Source organism: Lacrimispora sp., from assembly GCF_032078915.1.
In the GTDB taxonomy this organism is placed as follows: Bacteria; Bacillota; Clostridia; order Lachnospirales; family Lachnospiraceae; genus Lacrimispora.
Genome location: NZ_DAMAUN010000043.1, coordinates 1 through 18,250, shown reverse-complemented (window position 1 = coordinate 18,250; position 18,250 = coordinate 1). Strand labels below are relative to the sequence as shown.

Below are 18,250 nucleotides of genomic sequence, written 5' to 3'. Positions count from 1 at the left end.
GTCCAGTAGCGCCAATAGGCCCAGTAGGCCCTGTAGCGCCGGTAAGTCCAATAGGCCCAGTAGGCCCTGTAGCGCCGGTAAGTCCAATGGGCCCGGTAGCGCCAATAGGTCCGGTAGGCCCTGTAGCGCCGGTAAGTCCAATGGGTCCAGTAGCGCCAATAGGCCCAGTAGGCCCTGTAGCGCCGGTAAGTCCAATAGGTCCGGTAGGCCCTGTAGCGCCGGTAAGTCCAATGGGTCCAGTAGCGCCAATAGGTCCGGTAGGCCCAGTAGCGCCGGTAAGTCCAATGGGCCCAGTAGCGCCAATAGGTCCGGTAGGTCCAGTGGGCCCAGCAGCGCCAATAGGTCCGGTAGGCCCAGTAGGCCCTGTTGGTCCAGTATCTCCTGGGCACCCTTTGGGTCCTTGACAACCCCTAGGCCCAGTAGGCCCTGTTATGATACAACGACGACGACAAGAACAATTATCATCATTAGACTCTATATAGTTATTCATATGGAATTTCCCTTCTATAATTATTTGCTTATATATGGAAACGTTATAAAGAATTTAATCCTTTATACCCATAGAATATGTCTGATTGTACATGTCTGTTAATTTATACCGGTTAGTACATTATACGAGATTTGCGGATAAGTAGTAGAAGTTCGTATTCCAAGCCCATATTATTGTTGGTACGTTTTTAAGTAGTTGGTTGAGAAAATATTTTAATTTTCTCAACCGGACTAAATTTAGTCTTCAAATATTGGAAGACTTGGTAAAGGATCTTCTATTGTTTTTGTTATATTACTAACTTCATGTGAGTCCTCATAATATTCTCGGTATTCATAAACACCGGTAAAGATAGCTCCTATAAAAGCCAAAATTAAAATTAATAGTCTTTTCATGATTAATGAACCTCCATAAATATTATGGTGTAAAAATGTAAAATGACAACCAAGATTTGAAAGGAAAATCTAATATTAAAATATAATAATCATGTAAATTAGTTTTTGACGGAGTAAGCAGAAGGGAGCAAATATGAGAGTAATAGTGATAAGAGACGCAAACAAAAACGAGGTAAATATATATGGTTATGGTGAATATGTAGGGAGAGAACCTTGCCCGATATTACATAACATTCCAAACCCTAAAATAGTACTTGATAATGGAAATGTTGTATGGGACTGTGAATGTTGGTGGGGAAATGCTGAAAGTTTTGAAAAGGAAAAGCTTCTTGGAAGAAAAATCAACATTGTAGAAAAAGAAAATTAAGATAGGGTAGTGTGTCCGGCATTACATAACCTTCCGGCCTTACTGACAGTGCCAGGGCCGGAGGGAGAGAGGATATTATTCTTTTAGATACTTAATGCAACATAGGAAAACCATGACATATACAACATACTTAAATATTTCAAGTATTGGAACAATAAAAGTTAAATAACTGAACATGGGAGGCCTCCTGAAATTTTATTTAATACAATTATATTATAACAAATTTTAAAAAGATAGTAGGCCATTCATTAAGATTGTTAACAAAATTAGAATTTTCAGGTGTTGTTGGAGAAAGGAGGGTATATGAACTATCCAAGAGTAATTCAGATGAAAAATATAAAACTAGAAAAAAGAATATGTTGCGTGTGCGGAAAACCGATACCTGAGCGAGGATACTTTTTTATACCATCTATAGGCAGAGGCAAGTATCTGCATTACAAGCCATGGGGTAAAAGCGAATGTTAGATGATCTATGAGAAAGAGCACGTAAACTGATATTTAGATAAACTATTGTCTTTGAAAATTTAATATTGATAGTTAGCAGTGATTGGTGTATCCTTAATTTAGAAATTCAAAAATTATGGAGGAAAAACATATATGTTTGATGAATTGTTAAAGAAAAATTGTTTTTCAACAGATGAAAAAGAGAGACAAGAAGCGGCTGATCAATTGGAACAGCTATATGGTTGCCAAATTAGCGCGATAGAGATGGATGAAAGTGTTTTGTTTGCACATCATGCAAGGGGATGCACTATTGTTGCAGCAAAAATATGTAAAAATGTAGTTATTTATCAAAATGTCACCATTGGCTCAAACTTAAAATATAATAAGCAGACAAAAGAATGGGAGAATGTTGGAAACCCAGTTATTGGAAAAAATGTTGTCGTTTCCGATGGTGCTAAAATTTTAGGCCCAGTAATTATAGGTGACGGCACTGTTATTGGTGCTGGTGCGGTTATTACAAAAAATATACCAGAAAATAGTGTTGCATACGGCGTGAATCAATATAAACCAAAAGACCCTGACTACGATTTGGTTTTCTACAAAAATATGATTGAGCCGGAAAAGATTGTTGCTGCATGTAATGCTTTGATTGCAAAGTATGAGTCGGATTATTGTGATTAAGCAATTATAATAAATTGTAATTGAACTACTAACTATTAAATACTGAGTTAGTAGTTTTTTTGCAAAAGAACTGATATTAAAGGGGCGAAAACCTATGATTTCCGCCACTGGGGTACACATACAATCATGATAGGGTAGTATCACAGAACTTCATATCAGTAACTAGGAGGAAGAAGTAATAAGAGGTGTTCTTGCGATGAAAGGAGTGCAAAATTCCCCTCCTATGTTTGACAATCTGTCCAATATTAATATATGTATTTTACATATAAAGTGTGAACAAGCTGTTAATTTAGAATTTCCAGGAGGTTAAAGTGAATAAAAGGCAGAATGCCACAGCCTTGCTTTAACGAATTTTGTAAGAATAATACAAGGTATGGAGGCTGCAAATACAGAAACTGCAGAATACCCCTCATAAGGCCAACACTGGATAATTGTTATAACGAAGACAAGCAGAACAAGGATTGTTGGAGAGGCTTTTAAAATTAGTGTTTCCCGGAATACCGGGAGAAAGGAAATTTATGAGATTAATTGATGCAGATGCTTTTAAACAGCAAATAGCAGCCGCAGCCATACAGAACGGTACAACGGAAGCTTCGAATAAAGCCAGCATAATGATGGATCTGGTTGATAATCATCCGACCATTCTTGATATTCATAATGTTTTAAGGGAACTGGAAAAGCGTATTGATACTCAGCTAAAAATCATTACCGGATTGAGTGACCCCGTATATTAATATGGATTTTCAAAAAGCATGGAAGCATACCGGCAGTGTAAATTGACTTTAGAAGATTTGATTCAGGAAAATTAGTTTTTGACGGATTACGGTACTTTGAAAACTTAATATTGATAGTTGGGAAGTTGGGTGGTATTCTATTATTGAAGATTACTTTATATAATAAGAAAGGTGAGAATTAATTGAATAATAATATAATAACATCATGCGAACACAAATATATTGTAGGCTACTCGTTAAGAATGCCTCAACCATTTTTTCGTAGTTTACCATGTGATCACTGTGGTTTAAGAATCAAATTGAGTTTTCCATGGCGGCTTCTATACATCTTCATATATTTTAGCGGCTTGTTCTTCGCCTATGGTGTAGCAACATCTGTTCATATAAGACTCTTAGGGAATACATTTTTAGTTTCACTCGCAATTTTCATTTTGTTAAGCTGGATAATCGAACAACTAAACAGGCTTATTTTAAGGTATGGAACATGGGTTGAAGTGGGATAAAAACAAAGTCTATCTTGAGTATAATGCGAATCCCGGCAAATTGAATAGAAGTGACTAATATCTATATTTTAGAGTAGCATACTTCTTTTTAACGAGGTTGAGGTACTGGATTTTGCCGGGCCATTTGAAGTCTTTTCAATTGCTATGGATACAGAATACAATCAAAAGCTGTTTACGGTAAATACAGTTGCTCAAACGAAAGATTTAATAAAAGCTCGTAATGGACTGAAAATTCAACCTGATTACGATTTTTACAGCAGTCCACATTTTGATGTCTTAATAATACCCGGCGGATATGGAGCAGAAGAAATTGAAATACATAATGAAACACTTGTAAATTGGATTAGGGACAGGGTACATGATTGTTATGTAATCGCATCTGTATGCACCGGCGCATTTTTATTGGCTGAGGCTGGACTATTAGATGGGAAACAAGCAACTACACACTGGATGGATATAGACAGATTGGAAAGGGAATATAGTAAAATTAAGGTTCAACGAGAGGTTAAGTTTGTAGATGAAAATGGTATCATTACATCCGGTGGTATTTCAGCCGGAATCAATATGTCTTTTTATCTTCTTAAAAAACTTGCAGGCGAAGAAATTGCCGCTGCTACAGCGAAAAGGATGGAATATGACATAGATATCCATAGCATATAAAATAGATTCAAATACGCATTATGAGCATAATTGGAAACTGGTTTGAGTTTTCCATTGTTTAAATAACACAAAGATAGACCAGTGAAAATGGAATATGGGAAGGTGATTAAATGCAAAGCAAAAATGATAAAGCAGACATTCAGTATTGCGACGAGTTGACGGTCATGCTTGCCCCTGTGAGGCATCCGTTTTGTTTTGTTGTTTGGTGATATTTGTATTTAAGGAGCATCTGCTGGAAGTACAGCAGGCCATCATCCGTTTCAACCAAGTTCATTAGCAAAATTCCAATTTGTCTGGCAGGTTGAAATGTATGTATTCTTGTGTAAACCAATAACTATGGAGGTCAATATGATTTATAGAAATGCTACGCTTACGGATATTTCTGCAATTTCAGAGCTGCAAAACAAATATCATGTCACAACCATCAGCGAAACGGATAAACTGGATGGATTTGTGACTACATTATTTACTGAGAGCAACTTCGAGGAACTCATTACTGAGGAAAACGGCATCGCACTCGCCTGCGATGGCGACCGCGTTGCCGCATATGTCATGGCGGCCTCCTGGTCTTACTGGTCGAAATGGCCGCTTTTTGCGTATATGATTTCGGACCTGCCCAAAATGCAATATATGGGGCTGACGCTTTCCGTGCAAAATTCCTATCAGTATGGGCCAATCTGCATTGATAAAGATTACAGAGGAACCGAGGTCTTAAAAAAGATATTTAATTTTTCCAGAGCGCAGATGAACAAACGGTATCCAATTCTGATCACTTTTATCAATCATGTCAACTCCCGATCATACGAAGCCCATACCAGAAAGCTTGGGCTTGATGTGATCAAAAGCTTCCCATTCAATAATAACAACTACTATGCTCTGGGATATGACACTGCAAAAGAAGTTTGAAATTTACTCTTGAAGGTTATTTATATCTGACGAAAGAAAGCAGGTGAATACTATGGTTGAAACAATATATTTTGCAGGTGGCTGTCTATGGGGTGTACAAGCCTTTATCAAAACACTAAAAGGTGTTATAAATACTCAAGCAGGACGAGCAAATGGTTATTCAAATACTCTCGAAGGCGAGTATGATGGTTATGCTGAATGCGTAAAAACAGAATTTGACCCTGAAATTGTAACTGTTTCTCAACTAATGGATTATTTTTTTGAGATTATAGATCCTTACAGTGTGAATAAACAAGGGAATGATGTGGGAAAAAAATACCGCACAGGCGTATACAGTAAAGTGCCCCGACATTTGGAAGATGCTAAGAATTATATAGCAGAAAGAGCAGATAAGGACAAAATTGTAGTTGAAGTTCTTCCACTTATGAATTACGTTAAAAGTGCGGAAGAACATCAAGATAGATTAGATAGGTACCCTAATGACTACTGTCATATTCCTGAAAATTTATTACACAAATATTCATAACTCACTGTTATGAGCATAATACGAAGCCGGAAAAATCAAATAGATAAAGAAGACTACTAACTATCAGTATTGAGCTGGTAGTTTTTTTGTGCTCAAAATAAAATTAACTAATTCACAAAACTGATTAGAAATCTCTTGTTCTTTTGCTTATCATTTTATGATGGGAATGGAGAATTGTTATTGGATTTTAAAAGACTGTAATGAGTAATGCGTCCGGATTCTCTTCATGGGTGCTAACTGCAATCAAAAATGATTTTGGATACAAGGCATTTCCCAAAATGCCCCTTCCATTGTATACAAAAAACAAAGATATATTGATTTGATATATATTAGTGTACATTGAAAACTCAATCTTGATAGTTAGTAAATATGATGATATTCTACTCATGAAGATTATTTATAAAAATGTGACCGTCAGATTAATCATATCTTGCGCAGGAGGTTGTAATTATGAAGATAGCACTCTTAGATGTTATTTCCGATGAAGTTATTAACCTTTTTCAGAACAAGATAACTTTATGATAGACTTTCTGGCAGATGATTGCGTTTATTATACCAGTTATAGCAAAAATGAAAATATAAAAAATGTTTGGGTAGCCTACGTTGACGACTTGCCGATCGGATGTGTTGCTTATCGTAAAAGATCTACTGATGTTGGTGAAATAAAACGTATGTTTATAAAGCATGAATATCGTGGACTCGGAATATCTAAATCATTGCTTGATATTGTTGAGCAACATACAAAACAGTGCGGAGACCATATGCTGCATTTGAGCACACGCATTACACTTGAATCTGCAATTACATTGTACCGACATTCCGGATTTTTTGAAACATTTCGCAATGGTCTTTATGTAGAAATGGAAAAGAAGCTGTAATTACAACTTACACTAATGAGCATAATGATATTCGTAAGATAGGAGTTTGTACCTTAGCGGCTATTGCTTTTCAATGTTTCAGAAGTTGGAGGGCAAAATGAAAAAAGAAAAACTTACACTTGAAAAAAATCCTGTTATTCTATAAGGTGAATATCTGACGATTATGTCTTTGAAAAGTGGAGAATTGTATTTTTGCTCGGATGTAGCCCGGGAGCTTTTTCAGCCTTCATGCGTATGTAGAGAAAGAATATATAAACAAAAAATCGCAAAAGAGTTGGAATTGGGTATAATAAATATGATAAATTGAAATCATTTATACAAGTTTTAGAAAAAATGAAATCAGAATTTAATATACAAGCTGTAATTCAAGGATGTACAAAATTTCCATTATTATTCAATGGAATTATTACACCCGCAGCTTGTTTTAATATAGATGCCTAATGTACGCCTTCATTTTCAAAGGCGCAAAATGCATTCAACTACCCGATATGAGTATAATCGGAATCTCGAATGATGTTCGCATTATTTATATAATGGGAATTTCAACAACTTATTGATATATACAAGACAGGAGAAGGCTAATGAAATCAAAACAAAAAAAATTGATCACTTTTTTCGTAATGTTCACAGTACTGTTCATCTTGGGAGCAGTTCCGGTATTTGCGGAAGAGGATGCTATACCGTCCATTAATCTGGATGTCATTCTTCAGAGTGATGGCTCTGCGGTCATAACGGAGATCTGGGATGTTCGCGGCGTATCCGGCGGTACAGAATATTACAAGGCTCTGAATAACATGGATGGGATGAGCGTCCATTCTCTTACTGTATGGGACGAGTCCGGAGCGCAATACAAAACCCTGGACGACTGGAATACAAAGCTCTCCAGAGAGGAAAAGTCCGGTACCTGCAGCATCCTGAAAACCTCCAATGGATATGAACTCTGCTGGGGCATTGGCAGCTATGGTAACCATCAATATACCATCCAATATACCGTAGAGGGATTGGTAAAAGATTATGGCGACTATGCAGGATTCTATCATCAGTTTATATCGGAGCTTTCAAGCGCTCCGGAATCAGCTTATATTAAAATCCGGATGGCGGATACACCTCTGACGACAAACAACGCCCGCATCTGGGCGTATGGCTTTACGGGAGAAGTTGAGATCGGGAGCGACGGCAGTCTTAATACTTTTTCTTCTGAAGCTTTGGAAGGCAGAGACTATGTAAATGTGCTCTGTCGCTTTGACAGAAGCTTGTTCCCACTGGCTTCCGTAGCCAACATGTCTTTTGAAAAGTTGCAGGAATCTGCAGAAAATAAAAACTCTGATACGGCTTTATATATCGTCCTTGCTGTTTTTGGGGCGGCTATTGCTGTGTCAGTCCTTTTAATCACATTCTTTTCTTCACGATATAAATTGGCAGACGGCACATCCGTGCGGCTTCCTGGTAAGAAGCAAATAGATACGAACTGGTCGGTTCCTTTTGGCAGCAGCATTCCTGCTGTATATTCTGCTATGCTGCTGCTACGCAAGGGCATTTCCTGTGAAAAGCTTATGGGCGCGTATCTTATCCGCTGGCAGGAGGCGGGGTATATCCGCATAGAAGAACGGGCAAACGAGGGAACTATAAAAAGGTCTCAAGAAGAAGCCATCGTGTTTAGCCAGGATAAAACACCGGGCCCAGGGGTGGAGCGGTCGCTGTACGAAATCTTATCCGACGACACTGACCGTGATGGCATTCTTTGGACCTCTGACATCGGAAAGCGGGTGGGAGTGCTTTATGAGAAACTCACTGCATGGGCGGAAGAAGTAAAAAGTGAAGGCGAAAAAGCATTAATCCGCTCAGGCGCGGCGGCAACGAACATAAAGGGGACTGTCCGGTTTACTGTATCGGGTTTTGAGCAGGCTGTCAAGCTGCTGGGATTCCGGAAATACCTGATAGAAATGCGCAGGCAAAGTGAAGGCAGGTCAGTACCGGGAGAACTTTGGGGAGATTATCTTGTGTTCGCCACCTTATTTGACATCGGAGAGAATGTCCTCGAAAGCATGAAAGCCCTTGACCCTGCATATTTTGATACCTTCGCAGGCATGTACGGCTGCAACGCCTACAGCATGGTTCACCTTATGATCATGACGAATCACATTTCGAGCGCAGCGACGCCAACCAATAACACGGGCGGGATCAGTGGGGGCGCAAGCCCGGCCGGCGGAGGAGGTTTCTCCGGAGGAGGCGGAGGCGGAAGCCGGTAATGGGGCAGCTTTCACTATAAGCGGAGTGCTGCTGTTTCTTGGAAACAAGTATGATTATCCAACTAGAAAAGGGAGGAAATCAAATGAATGGCGGGCAGCCGGATAGTCTCATAGTACCGAGGAAGCTGGGTAATGACAGTACTTTACAAAAGCAAATTTTATATAAAGCGCCCTTAAATAATCGGAAGCTCGGCTGGCGTTCGCATTATTTATTTAATAACCAGATAAATTGGAAGTTGATAGGTGGAAAGATTATGATTGAATATCGATATACAAAGGATTTTGATGAAAAGCAATTGAATTGATACGGCACCGTTACCCTGTAGGCTGGGGTGGGGCAGCAGTTCTTCGTACAGAGGAAGATCATTATTTTACGAGCGTCGCATTAGAGACTGCCAATGGGAGTGCGCAGTTGTGTATTGAAGTTGGTGCAATGTGTAAAGCACATAAATTAAATGAGAGAGTAACGCATTGTATATGCGTTGTGCGGGATGATGAACAATCGCCATTTAAAGTCCTTTCGCCTTGCGGGATTTGTCAGGAAAGATTGAGATTTTGGGGCGCGGCATATTCTGCGAATGAACTAGGACATTTTTCAAAGTGAGATTATGCTAATTAGTAGAGAAAAAGCCTAAGTAACGAAAAGGAAGGTTACTCAGGCTTGTACGCGAGATGTAAATTCTTAATTTAACAGTCATAGCCATCATCGCTTATAATGGCGCTGAGTGTGGCGTTACTTACATACGATATAGAAACAGTGGAAACAATAACAGTAATTACGACAAAATAATTGCAACAGCCATTTGTACAAAAATCATTGTCGCATACAGTAAAATTAATGGAATCAGCTTCTGTAGTAGCAACAGCTCTGGTATAATTATAAACATCACTGACCGGAATGGGTGTGGGCGGATCTAAACACTGTCTAAAAATTTGAAAACTAAAGCCGTCTATTACATCTGTACCTACATTTGCTGTAAATGAAAGTTGGATGTTGGGATGCTTAAATTCAGAAGCATCTATCGACAATGTTGCAAGTGCTACAGTTGTGCCCGCAGCGGTTAAATTAGGAAACGCAACAAAACCGGGGCTTCCGCATTTTAACTCAGTTCGGTTTGGTTTTGCTCGTTTTTTCTCGCAAAAACTTACGTCGTAATCGCATTTACTTATCTGGCTCATATGAAGACCTCTGCTATTCAGGGATTGGATACATTAATTGATAATATTTAAAGTGATTTCCCAATATTGTACTATATTATATTATGATAACTTTAAATATGTGAGTAGTATTGAATGCCTATTAAATTTAGTATTTAATAGAGTATTGCAGGAAGGCGAGAGCATGGAAAAACTATTAAAGGCGTGCTGGTGTTTTGTTATCCTTGGACTGATCTGGCAGGGCTTAGAATTACTCGTATATGGTCAAATCCAGCCAAGGGTAGTTGATGATATCATGGGATTTCTTTTCTTCCCGTTTATTTATAAGGCAATGAGTTAATTTGCCCGGCGAGTCCGGCATTACATAACCTTCCGGCCTGACTGGCAGGACCGGGGCTGGAGGGAGAAAGATATTATTCTTTTAGATATTTAATGCAACATAGGAAAACCATGACATATACAACATACTTAAACATTCCAAGTAGATATAAAAATAGTGTATAAAATGTAATCATATGAAACCTCCGTTTTTTTACTTAAGTATATAATAGGTTATTAGGAAATGATAGTAGGTAGGATATTAAGGTTGTATTACGAATTAGAATAGGCCGGGATATAGGCCCGGCCTGTGAATTAGAATTTTTTAGGGAGCGTGATACAGTGAGATTTTACAGCTTGGCAAAAACAAACGCAGAGCAGTTTGTAAAAGATGGGAAGAGGAATGTTCGTATTGCAAAGGCAAAGAGAAAAAACAGCTATGTTGTTCTTCTTAAAGACGAGAAGCCAACAAAAAACTTTGAGGTGTTAGAAACGTTAAACTGATATTTAACGTTTTAGTGTACATTGGATACTTAATATTGATTGTTAGTAGTTTATAAGATAAAATAGTGCTGAAGCAAGTACTTAGATTTGTTTTTAAATTATAGGGGGTAAAATATAAGCATGATCAAAAATGAAATTCTTGTCTTATTAACTCAACAATGGTGTGATTGGGAAGCAAGTTATGTTATTGCCGTAGCAAATTCTTTTTCTGATTATATGGTAAAAACTATTGCCATTGATGACTTGCCCAAAACATCAATGGGAGGTATCAGGGCCTGTATTGATTATAGTATAGAAAATTTCCATACATATGAAAACCTTGCCATGGTAATTTTACCAGGAGGTCTTTCTTGGGAAGAAAACGATTATGATGAAATAAAAGAATTCGTTAAAATACTTATAGAAAAGAATATTTCTATAGCAGCAATATGTGGTGCTACCTATTTCTTGTGTAAGCACGGTTTCCTCGATTGTGTTAAGCATACAGGAGATTCTTTAGATCTCTTTAAGCGTGCTAAGGGATACAAAGGAGAAAGCTTATATGTTTCTGCTCAAGTGGTGGTGGATGGCGGTTTTATTACTGCAAATGAAACTGCAGCTGTGGAATTTGCTTATGAAATCTTCAAAATTCTTAAAGTTGACAGTGACGAGGAAATGAGTCAATGGTTTGATAATTTTAAAAATGGGCAATTCGGTTAAATAAGGGGAAAGTTTATGTCTGACATTGATTTTTACATTATGCAATTTGAACTGGAAGTATAGCGCAGAAAAGTAATCATCCGGCGACGAAAAGGGATTGCTTTCTACATATGAAAAGGCAACAGACATTACACAGAATAAAATATTGAACCTTTATATATGCAACAGATAAATTTCAACTCAATATGGAAATCATGGACTACTAACTATTTTAGTAGATTTTTTATTTTGCCATGTAATTAGTATTTAATGTATTTGTACATTGGAGACTTAATATTGATAGTTAGTAAATTTGATGGTATTCTGTTCATGAAGATAATTTAAATACAATGAAAAGTTTGATTTGAATTTGTTACGAGAAAATATATGGAGGAAGATTTGGTATGAAAGAAATTGTCAGAACAGAAATTGATGAGATGTGGGCACATTCTGCAATTGTAGAGGCTGGGGATTATGTTTATATCAGCTATTGTATGAAGAATGAGGGACAATCAATCGAAAATCAAATAAACGGTGCATTTGATATTTTAAGTGATAGACTTAAAACAATAGGATTGACATTGGAATCTGTTGTGCAAATGGATTGTTTGTTTAGGGATATCAATGATTTATCGTTTTTAGGAGAAATTATCAAAGAAAGATTCCAAAGAAAATATCCAGCAAGAAAAGCATATGAAACAAAATTTATTAGAGATGGAATTGCCTTTCAAGTTGATGCGATAGCTTTCAGGGAGAATTAGATAATTGCTAGTGTATTGCTGGGTTATCTGAGCATAAAGCGAAGCTTATAAAATGGCATAAGTAAAGAAAACTACTAACTATCAGTATTAAGCTGGTAGTTTTTTTATTGCGTTAAACCGAGTTTTACTTTTCATGAGAAAAAAGGTATGAAGTTAAAGATATTATGTATGATTCCGGACGCCCTCTTATGCGATTGGAAAAGTGAGATACAACTATTGGAGAGGTGAAAGATGTCATTGCTTTTTCGTAAAAAGCACTCCAAAAGTTATGGAGTGCAAAATGAGATGAGTCAATGGGTTATAAATTGAACCCTACCAACATTAAAATACCAATTAGGTATAACGTCTTTTTTATCTGGAACCGCTTTGTAACCTGCTTTGACCATGGCTTCCATGAAGCATTGTGAAGTAATTTGGTGCCCTATATCAGCCCCTGTTAAGCGGTTGAAACGCGCTTTCAAACCATAAGCAGTCTGTTGATAGTTAATGCTTGGAATCATCTTATAGTTAAAAATGATGTGATCGATCAGAATACCCTGATCAGGAAGAGATAAGTCGGAAAAATGATTAGTCTTTATCATGGAACGTCTCCTTTCGTCTAAACTCAGTTCTGGCGTGAGCCTACAAATAAATTATATGAGAAATGTAATAAAATATGTCAAAATAATAGAAAAAACTGCCACGCGGCACCAAAGGAGAAATGCAACCCGGTACAAACCATTAAACTAAGATTTTCCTGAGTACATGCATAAATTGAGAGTGGCCGACAAAACCTGGGTAAGATTTTATCGGCCGAGTATGAACATGTGATACCTGTTCTTAAATAGAATATCATGCTTTACTGAAATAAATCTGAAAAATCATTTATTTTTTAGGCCGACAAGAGTGAGAGGTCTTGTCGGCTAAGTATGAAGTAGCTTTGTAAAAGGCGATTAGGCTACTTACGATGTTAATATAATGGAAAAATATGACAAAAGTTTGATGAATCTGTGAAAAGTTTGTGAAAAGGATGATATATAAATTAAAGTATAGCATGGATAAAGATTATTATATGTACCCTCATATTTTTGTGATTTTGTTTGTTTTTACGTATCAAGTATCACTGAACTTTGAAAGCTTAATATTGATAGTTAATAAGTTTGGTGATATTCTATTTAGAAAGATTATTTATATAAACTCTTTTTATTAACTGCGAAAAGGAGGAACTAAGATGGAAAACTGGTTTTCATTCGATAAAATTGATACGGATACTTACATTATCAGCGAATACCGCCATTGGGAAGAAACGCACTGCTACCTGCTTGTAGGGGAAGAACGATGTCTGCTTATTGATACCGGGCTTGGCATAAGTAACATTTCCGAAGAAGTGAAAAAGCTTACAGATAAACCGGTAACTGCCGTGGCGACGCATATCCATTGGGATCATATCGGTGGGCATGAATACTACCCGGATTTCTACGCGCATGAGGCGGAACTAAACTGGCTGAACGGCAAATTCCCGCTGACAATGGATACTATTCGTAATATGGTCATAGATCGGTGTGACTTACCAGAGGGGTATGATGTCAACACTTACAAGTTCTTTCAGGGAATGCCTACAAGGATACTAAAAGACGGTGATATCATCGATCTGGGTGGGCGCAAGATTACTGTACTACATACGCCGGGACATTCCCCAGGGCATCTGTGTTTTTGGGAGGCACAACGTGGGTATTTATTTACCGGTGACCTTGTCTACAAAGATACGCTGTTTGCGTACTACCCTTCCACCGATCCGCAGGCATATCTCGCATCGCTTGAAAAGATAGCGGCACTGCCCGTAAAAAAAGTATTTCCGGCTCATCACAGTCTGGATGTACAACCGGAGATTCTGAGCCGTATGCGAGACGCTTTCCTCCAGTTGAAAGCCGATGGTAACCTTCATCATGGTGGCGGTACCTTTGATTACGGCGATTGGGCTGTTAGGCTGTGATATATATTTTGATTTATTGTACATGTAAGTGACGCATGATGAGCATAATGTGAAGCCAATAAAATGAATATACTAAGAAATTACTAGCTATCAATACTTAAGTTAGTAGTTATTTTATGCAATAATTTATTCATGTAAACTGATCTTTACCGCATTGCTGCACATGGAAAACTTAATATTGACAGTAATTAGAAATCTCTAATTGAAAATACCGGTGAAAAATCCACCGGTATTCAATCATCAAGTATGCATTTAATTCGAAAAATGGCAAAACGTTTTAGTGGTTGCTCATATATTCTTTTTTTAACCTGTTAAATTCCGATTCTAATCGGTAATCATTTCTCTTTTTTATGTATTCAGCAATACCATCCTTAAAGGACGGTTTGGCAAATTTAAAGATTCGGTACAGTAGGCGTATTCCCCAGAATAGAGAAAAGATGACACAAATGAGCACTTTTGTGCCATGATCCCAAATTACGGCGAATGATGCAAAACACAATAGGATAAGCATATAATCCAAGGCTTGGGATAATAGATTTTTCTTTATTGCCAGTCTGCGTTTTGCAAGTTCTAGGATAGTATTGTCGTCAGGAGTTTGAATGTTCAGGGTGCCATCAGAGTCAACATTTGTTGAAGAATTTACACTTTGTGCGATACTTTCTGTAATCATTAAATTTCCCTCCACATACTGTAGTTTCATGCGAATAGTATCTTCAGAGACCCATTCTGCCCGTTGATTTTTAACCAGTTGCCGGGCGCGTTTCAGATACGTTGGTTCCAAAGAAATATTGCTATAATCTACTACATTAATTTGTTTGATATAATATCACCTCTTTATATGTTTTTTGTTATGGGTGTCTCCCCGTGCAGTTCGTTTTTTATTATGGGTGTCTCCCCCTCTGCAAGTAATATCATATCATAGTTTTATTGTCTGCTCAACATTTTTAAGGATGTACGTGGTGGGACAAAAAAGTCAGATCGATGCAAGTATCAAATTTATGCTGAGAGGAGGAATTAATATTTAATATATGATTGTATATTGGGAATTTAATATATAGCTGGTAGCTTTTAGTATAATATTATTTTATTAAAGCAAAAGGGAGCTGAAGATATGAATTTGGAATCTGAAAGAATAATTATCAGAGATTTAAAATTAGAGGATGCTTCGGCATTTATAAATATGGCTTCCGATGGCTCGTTAATAGATATTTTTGGTGATTGTAGTGAATGTTCAAGATGGATGAATGGCAGGGTCAAAGAAGCAATTAGTATGTACAGTAGGAACGATCCGTATTGTGATTATTTAGCATACTCCATCGTAAATAAAAAGAACAATCAAGTAGTTGGTTCTGGCGACTGTAGTGCTTATCAAAACATTCATAAAATTGGAATTACTTATTTCATAGATAAGAATCATAGAAACTATGGTTATGTAACAGAAGCGATAATGTTGTTCACGAAGTGTTTTCTAAACAAGTATGATGTAAGCAAATTAATTGCAACAATAAGAACGGAAAATGTAGCATCATGTAAAGCTATAGAGAAAGCTGGGTATGAATTAAAAGAAACTAAAATGTACAAAGACATTAACGATACTTTGGAGCAGAAGTACAATTTTTATTTTTTTAACAAAAGCATGATTTAAAATAAATTTGTTATATAGTTATTAACTATCAGCATTAAGCTGGTAGTTTTTTTGTATTTAAATTATTCCATAAAACTGAGAGTGACCGAAGCTTTAGCTTCGGCCAAGGAATAAGAAATTAACCTAAAATGTAACCTTTTTTACTTATATTCCAACTGCGGATACCAAGGTCGGTGTTAAGTTCATATTTATCGCAACAATCGCTACAATGAATATTAACAACATGTTCTTCAAAATCAGGAATGAAATTGTGTTCTTCTAAGATTTTGCCTTTTCCACATGGGCACTCATATTCAAAGTGCTCAATAATGCCAGGACCAGTACCGTAGCCTGCGTGACCCTTAACTATTGAATTAGTTAATTTGGTTTTCATTTGTAAACCTCCAATATTACAAGTATGATATCAAAGCAATATAAAATGAGGATAATAAAAGTATAAACTTTTTAAAAAGTTAATCTGAAATTTTAGGAGGTATTAGCATGATGGATTTATATGTAGATGATGTGTCTTTGTTAGATATTCAGAGGAAAGAATATCTAGTTTGATTTATGATATACGGTCAATGGGTGTAAATGAGAAAATATAATTATGATTCTAAATGAATTAGTATTTCTCTTTCTATTTAAAATGCCATTGTTAAAATAATCGCCAAGGTACAATAGAGTACTACTCCATCAATATTTTTATTTCTCCAGCATCGAAAAGCCATTATTAAATCAAAAAACGTTACAATCACACGTGAAACAACAATAATAGTCATTGTATATACCTCCTGCCATGCTTGCATTATTCGTCTTGTTCTCCCAAAATGATTTTCCAGAGTTATATGCCGTAAAAATATAGTAGCTGGCAAGATCGGGGGCGCCTGCCGGCTGAGCAAAGGTTTTTACTTAGAGAAAGCAAGTATGAAAAATACAATCCTGTTTTTTTTAAGGCAATAATACCTGATACATAAATAAAAGAATGGTTAGTTTGATAAAATGTAGTTTTTTTGTAATGAACTACAGTAAGTCGGAATAGCAGAGTTAAAATTGATATGGCGCAAGGGATTTTTAGATATGAATGTCCTGAGTGAGGGGAAGATGAAATTGAGCATGGACAGAATTTTTGTCTTGTCTGTATCGAACCGTTTGAGTGGATAGAGTAGTATGATTAATAGTTTCAGAAGGAGGCTTAATGAAAAAGGCGGAGGTTAAGAGAGCTATTTCTATCTACAAACCACATGCTGGATTTTTCGATTTATTGGTATAGTCACAATCTCTTTCGGAAGAAGAATATGCGGAGGTACTTGATTTACAATACTTCTTAGCAGAAGAGAATAAAAAGTTTTCTGACAAGCAAGTAAGGAAAAATAATAAACCGACATGGGAAAAGCTGAAGATGTTATCTGGTGAACTTCAAGAAATAGTCTTTCAGCTTTGGAAACTTGATGAACTGAGATTAGATGAAGGAACTTTAATGACAACAAGAGAGCATATCATGAAATCAAATGATGTTAAAATGTCCTTGGCAATCGTGTTCTGCATTGTAGAGTATTTGCAACAGTCAGAAATTATCAAGGGTATTTCTATGGCTGATAAAGAAGAAATGATATCATTTTTTAGATACTTAATGCAGCATAGGAAAACTATGACATATATTGACTGGCTGATATTGGGCATGCAATTTAACCAAAGCAGTTGGACGATGGTTCGTTCAGCTGCTTTGGTTGGTCCCCTGTCTGATGAATCGTATGATCCTAAGCGCTTAACCTTTGAATCAATACAGAAGCATTAGCATTCACTTGTGTTCCTCCGGCCAAAGTTTGTAGCGTAACCGCAGCAGAACTTGTGTGATTTCGTATAGTTAAGATATCAGATGCGGCGGCAGTAATAATTACCATCCCTGGATTTGCCTGGGTACCAGCTCCTGATCCATATACTGAACCGGCAACTGGAGCTCCATTTTGAAAAACAGTAAATTGGTTGGGCTGTTCACCCGCAGCATAAAACCAAATGGCGTAGTCACCAGCGCTACCAATTTGGATGGTGGATGTTCCTGGTGCATGTGTGATGGTACCAACGATAATTCCATTGGTACTAAATAGTATATCTGCCTCTAAAGCAACAACTTGAGCATCCAGATTGTAGATATAAGCATATTCTGATAACCCAGCGGTACCAGAAGGTCCGGTAGGTCCAGTGTCACCGGTAGGCCCGATTGGTCCAGTATCGCCGGTAGCTCCGATTGGTCCGGTAGGCCCAGTATCGCCGGTAGCTCCGATTGGTCCGGTAGGCCCAGTATCGCCGGTAAGGCCGATAGGTCCGGTAGGTCCAGTGTCACCGGTAGGGCCGATAGGTCCAGTAGGTCCAGTATCGCCGGTAAGGCCGATAGGTCCGGTAGG

Annotated in this window: 23 protein-coding genes and 2 pseudogenes; 17 read left to right on the top strand and 8 right to left on the bottom strand. The window is 37.3% G+C overall.

The genetic code is table 11. The features are described 5' to 3' along the window. Positions 1-490: pseudogene (locus RT269_RS16795) on the bottom strand (collagen-like protein); the annotation flags it as partial. A 236-nt stretch (positions 491-726) separates the two neighbouring features. Further along, positions 727-882: a hypothetical protein gene (locus tag RT269_RS16790; protein ID WP_313184266.1), complete on the bottom strand. Its 156-nt coding sequence runs from the start codon at positions 880-882 to the stop codon at positions 727-729. Positions 883-1,015: 133 nt separating this feature from the next. Between RT269_RS16790 and RT269_RS16785 the strand changes: the two genes are divergently transcribed. The 10 genes from RT269_RS16785 (at position 1,016) to RT269_RS30425 (ending at position 9,434) form a co-directional block, all read left to right on the top strand. Continuing rightward, a complete protein-coding gene (locus RT269_RS16785) occupies positions 1,016-1,249 on the top strand; it encodes a hypothetical protein (RefSeq protein WP_313184264.1) in 234 nt (77 codons plus the stop codon). Between the two features lie 597 nt (positions 1,250-1,846). Beyond that, positions 1,847-2,374, top strand: coding sequence for a serine O-acetyltransferase (locus tag RT269_RS16780; protein WP_313184262.1), 528 nt, complete (start codon positions 1,847-1,849; stop codon positions 2,372-2,374). A gap of 518 nt (positions 2,375-2,892) precedes the next feature. Then, entirely contained in the window at positions 2,893-3,108 is a 216-nt protein-coding gene (locus tag RT269_RS16775) for a hypothetical protein (protein ID WP_313184260.1), read from the top strand. Between the two features lie 581 nt (positions 3,109-3,689). Then, on the top strand, positions 3,690-4,271 hold the full coding sequence (locus tag RT269_RS16770) for a DJ-1/PfpI family protein (protein WP_313184314.1): 582 nt from the start codon (positions 3,690-3,692) through the stop codon (positions 4,269-4,271). A 348-nt stretch (positions 4,272-4,619) separates the two neighbouring features. Next, positions 4,620-5,177: a GNAT family acetyltransferase gene (locus tag RT269_RS16765; protein ID WP_313184258.1), complete on the top strand. Its 558-nt coding sequence runs from the start codon at positions 4,620-4,622 to the stop codon at positions 5,175-5,177. Between the two features lie 52 nt (positions 5,178-5,229). Continuing rightward, complete coding sequence (locus RT269_RS16760; protein WP_313184256.1) at positions 5,230-5,703, top strand: peptide-methionine (S)-S-oxide reductase; 474 nt, start codon at positions 5,230-5,232, stop codon at positions 5,701-5,703. Positions 5,704-6,221: 518 nt separating this feature from the next. Beyond that, complete coding sequence (locus RT269_RS16755) at positions 6,222-6,581, top strand: GNAT family N-acetyltransferase (RefSeq protein ID WP_313184254.1); 360 nt, start codon at positions 6,222-6,224, stop codon at positions 6,579-6,581. A 581-nt stretch (positions 6,582-7,162) separates the two neighbouring features. Then, positions 7,163-8,830 carry a DUF2207 domain-containing protein gene (locus tag RT269_RS16750; RefSeq protein ID WP_313184252.1) on the top strand — a complete coding sequence of 556 codons (1,668 nt, stop codon included), beginning with the start codon at positions 7,163-7,165 and terminating at the stop codon, positions 8,828-8,830. A gap of 83 nt (positions 8,831-8,913) precedes the next feature. After that, the gene (locus RT269_RS16745; RefSeq protein ID WP_313184250.1) at positions 8,914-9,135 is read left to right on the top strand and encodes a hypothetical protein; all 222 of its coding nucleotides are present in this window, start codon (positions 8,914-8,916) and stop codon (positions 9,133-9,135) included. Beyond that, positions 9,132-9,434: a cytidine deaminase gene (locus RT269_RS30425; RefSeq protein WP_313184248.1), complete on the top strand. Its 303-nt coding sequence runs from the start codon at positions 9,132-9,134 to the stop codon at positions 9,432-9,434. The genes RT269_RS16745 and RT269_RS30425 overlap by 4 nt, the downstream gene beginning before the upstream one ends. An 83-nt stretch (positions 9,435-9,517) precedes the next feature. Here the strand turns inward: RT269_RS30425 and RT269_RS16735 are convergent, their stop codons facing one another. Further along, positions 9,518-10,009, bottom strand: a complete 492-nt coding sequence (locus tag RT269_RS16735) for a DUF4489 domain-containing protein (RefSeq protein WP_313184246.1) — start codon at positions 10,007-10,009, stop codon at positions 9,518-9,520. Positions 10,010-10,172: 163 nt separating this feature from the next. Between RT269_RS16735 and RT269_RS16730 the strand changes: the two genes are divergently transcribed. From RT269_RS16730 to RT269_RS16715, 4 genes are all read left to right on the top strand, one after another. Further along, positions 10,173-10,328: a hypothetical protein gene (locus tag RT269_RS16730; RefSeq protein WP_313184244.1), complete on the top strand. Its 156-nt coding sequence runs from the start codon at positions 10,173-10,175 to the stop codon at positions 10,326-10,328. A 320-nt stretch (positions 10,329-10,648) separates the two neighbouring features. Beyond that, positions 10,649-10,810 (top strand): hypothetical protein, encoded by a 162-nt coding sequence (locus tag RT269_RS16725; RefSeq protein ID WP_313184243.1) that lies wholly within the window; start codon positions 10,649-10,651, stop codon positions 10,808-10,810. Positions 10,811-10,930: 120 nt separating this feature from the next. Next, positions 10,931-11,509: a type 1 glutamine amidotransferase family protein gene (locus RT269_RS16720; protein ID WP_313184241.1), complete on the top strand. Its 579-nt coding sequence runs from the start codon at positions 10,931-10,933 to the stop codon at positions 11,507-11,509. Positions 11,510-11,892: 383 nt separating this feature from the next. Next, the gene (locus RT269_RS16715; protein WP_313184239.1) at positions 11,893-12,249 is read left to right on the top strand and encodes a RidA family protein; all 357 of its coding nucleotides are present in this window, start codon (positions 11,893-11,895) and stop codon (positions 12,247-12,249) included. 290 nt (positions 12,250-12,539) lie between these two features. Here the strand turns inward: RT269_RS16715 and RT269_RS16710 are convergent, their stop codons facing one another. Then, positions 12,540-12,830, bottom strand: coding sequence for a hypothetical protein (locus RT269_RS16710; RefSeq protein WP_313184238.1), 291 nt, complete (start codon positions 12,828-12,830; stop codon positions 12,540-12,542). Positions 12,831-13,459: 629 nt separating this feature from the next. Between RT269_RS16710 and RT269_RS16705 the strand changes: the two genes are divergently transcribed. After that, complete coding sequence (locus tag RT269_RS16705) at positions 13,460-14,221, top strand: MBL fold metallo-hydrolase (protein WP_313184236.1); 762 nt, start codon at positions 13,460-13,462, stop codon at positions 14,219-14,221. 277 nt (positions 14,222-14,498) lie between these two features. On the opposite strand, the gene RT269_RS16700 is transcribed toward RT269_RS16705, so the two are convergent. Next, positions 14,499-14,891 carry a hypothetical protein gene (locus RT269_RS16700; protein WP_313184234.1) on the bottom strand — a complete coding sequence of 131 codons (393 nt, stop codon included), beginning with the start codon at positions 14,889-14,891 and terminating at the stop codon, positions 14,499-14,501. Positions 14,892-15,332: 441 nt separating this feature from the next. Between RT269_RS16700 and RT269_RS16695 the strand changes: the two genes are divergently transcribed. Then, a complete protein-coding gene (locus RT269_RS16695) occupies positions 15,333-15,866 on the top strand; it encodes a GNAT family N-acetyltransferase (protein ID WP_313184232.1) in 534 nt (177 codons plus the stop codon). Positions 15,867-15,984: 118 nt separating this feature from the next. Here RT269_RS16695 and RT269_RS16690 read toward each other — a convergent pair whose 3' ends face one another. Then, positions 15,985-16,239 (bottom strand): hypothetical protein, encoded by a 255-nt coding sequence (locus tag RT269_RS16690; protein WP_313184231.1) that lies wholly within the window; start codon positions 16,237-16,239, stop codon positions 15,985-15,987. A gap of 250 nt (positions 16,240-16,489) precedes the next feature. Further along, positions 16,490-16,627 carry a hypothetical protein gene (locus RT269_RS16685; RefSeq protein WP_313184229.1) on the bottom strand — a complete coding sequence of 46 codons (138 nt, stop codon included), beginning with the start codon at positions 16,625-16,627 and terminating at the stop codon, positions 16,490-16,492. 620 nt (positions 16,628-17,247) lie between these two features. Here RT269_RS16685 and RT269_RS16680 point away from each other — a divergent pair. After that, positions 17,248-17,643, top strand: a complete 396-nt coding sequence (locus RT269_RS16680) for a hypothetical protein (protein WP_313184228.1) — start codon at positions 17,248-17,250, stop codon at positions 17,641-17,643. Here RT269_RS16680 and RT269_RS16675 read toward each other — a convergent pair. Then, positions 17,606-18,250 (bottom strand): annotated as a pseudogene (locus RT269_RS16675) (hypothetical protein); the annotation flags it as partial. The gene RT269_RS16680 and the pseudogene RT269_RS16675 overlap by 38 nt on opposite strands.

Coding starts and splice junctions, on each gene's coding strand:
- RT269_RS16765 (WP_313184258.1), top strand. CDS start 4,620: ATGATTTATAGAAATGCTACGCTTACGGATATTTCTGCAATTTCAGAG.
- RT269_RS16705 (WP_313184236.1), top strand. CDS start 13,460: ATGGAAAACTGGTTTTCATTCGATAAAATTGATACGGATACTTACATT.
- RT269_RS16760 (WP_313184256.1), top strand. CDS start 5,230: ATGGTTGAAACAATATATTTTGCAGGTGGCTGTCTATGGGGTGTACAA.
- RT269_RS16735 (WP_313184246.1), bottom strand. CDS start 10,009: ATGAGCCAGATAAGTAAATGCGATTACGACGTAAGTTTTTGCGAGAAA.
- RT269_RS16775 (WP_313184260.1), top strand. CDS start 2,893: ATGAGATTAATTGATGCAGATGCTTTTAAACAGCAAATAGCAGCCGCA.
- RT269_RS16720 (WP_313184241.1), top strand. CDS start 10,931: ATGATCAAAAATGAAATTCTTGTCTTATTAACTCAACAATGGTGTGAT.
- RT269_RS16690 (WP_313184231.1), bottom strand. CDS start 16,239: ATGAAAACCAAATTAACTAATTCAATAGTTAAGGGTCACGCAGGCTAC.
- RT269_RS16785 (WP_313184264.1), top strand. CDS start 1,016: ATGAGAGTAATAGTGATAAGAGACGCAAACAAAAACGAGGTAAATATA.
- RT269_RS16700 (WP_313184234.1), bottom strand. CDS start 14,891: ATGATTACAGAAAGTATCGCACAAAGTGTAAATTCTTCAACAAATGTT.
- RT269_RS16755 (WP_313184254.1), top strand. CDS start 6,222: ATGATAGACTTTCTGGCAGATGATTGCGTTTATTATACCAGTTATAGC.
- RT269_RS16685 (WP_313184229.1), bottom strand. CDS start 16,627: ATGACTATTATTGTTGTTTCACGTGTGATTGTAACGTTTTTTGATTTA.
- RT269_RS16730 (WP_313184244.1), top strand. CDS start 10,173: ATGGAAAAACTATTAAAGGCGTGCTGGTGTTTTGTTATCCTTGGACTG.
- RT269_RS16780 (WP_313184262.1), top strand. CDS start 1,847: ATGTTTGATGAATTGTTAAAGAAAAATTGTTTTTCAACAGATGAAAAA.
- RT269_RS16715 (WP_313184239.1), top strand. CDS start 11,893: ATGAAAGAAATTGTCAGAACAGAAATTGATGAGATGTGGGCACATTCT.
- RT269_RS16750 (WP_313184252.1), top strand. CDS start 7,163: ATGAAATCAAAACAAAAAAAATTGATCACTTTTTTCGTAATGTTCACA.
- RT269_RS16745 (WP_313184250.1), top strand. CDS start 8,914: ATGAATGGCGGGCAGCCGGATAGTCTCATAGTACCGAGGAAGCTGGGT.
- RT269_RS16695 (WP_313184232.1), top strand. CDS start 15,333: ATGAATTTGGAATCTGAAAGAATAATTATCAGAGATTTAAAATTAGAG.
- RT269_RS16710 (WP_313184238.1), bottom strand. CDS start 12,830: ATGATAAAGACTAATCATTTTTCCGACTTATCTCTTCCTGATCAGGGT.
- RT269_RS16680 (WP_313184228.1), top strand. CDS start 17,248: ATGTTATCTGGTGAACTTCAAGAAATAGTCTTTCAGCTTTGGAAACTT.
- RT269_RS16790 (WP_313184266.1), bottom strand. CDS start 882: ATGAAAAGACTATTAATTTTAATTTTGGCTTTTATAGGAGCTATCTTT.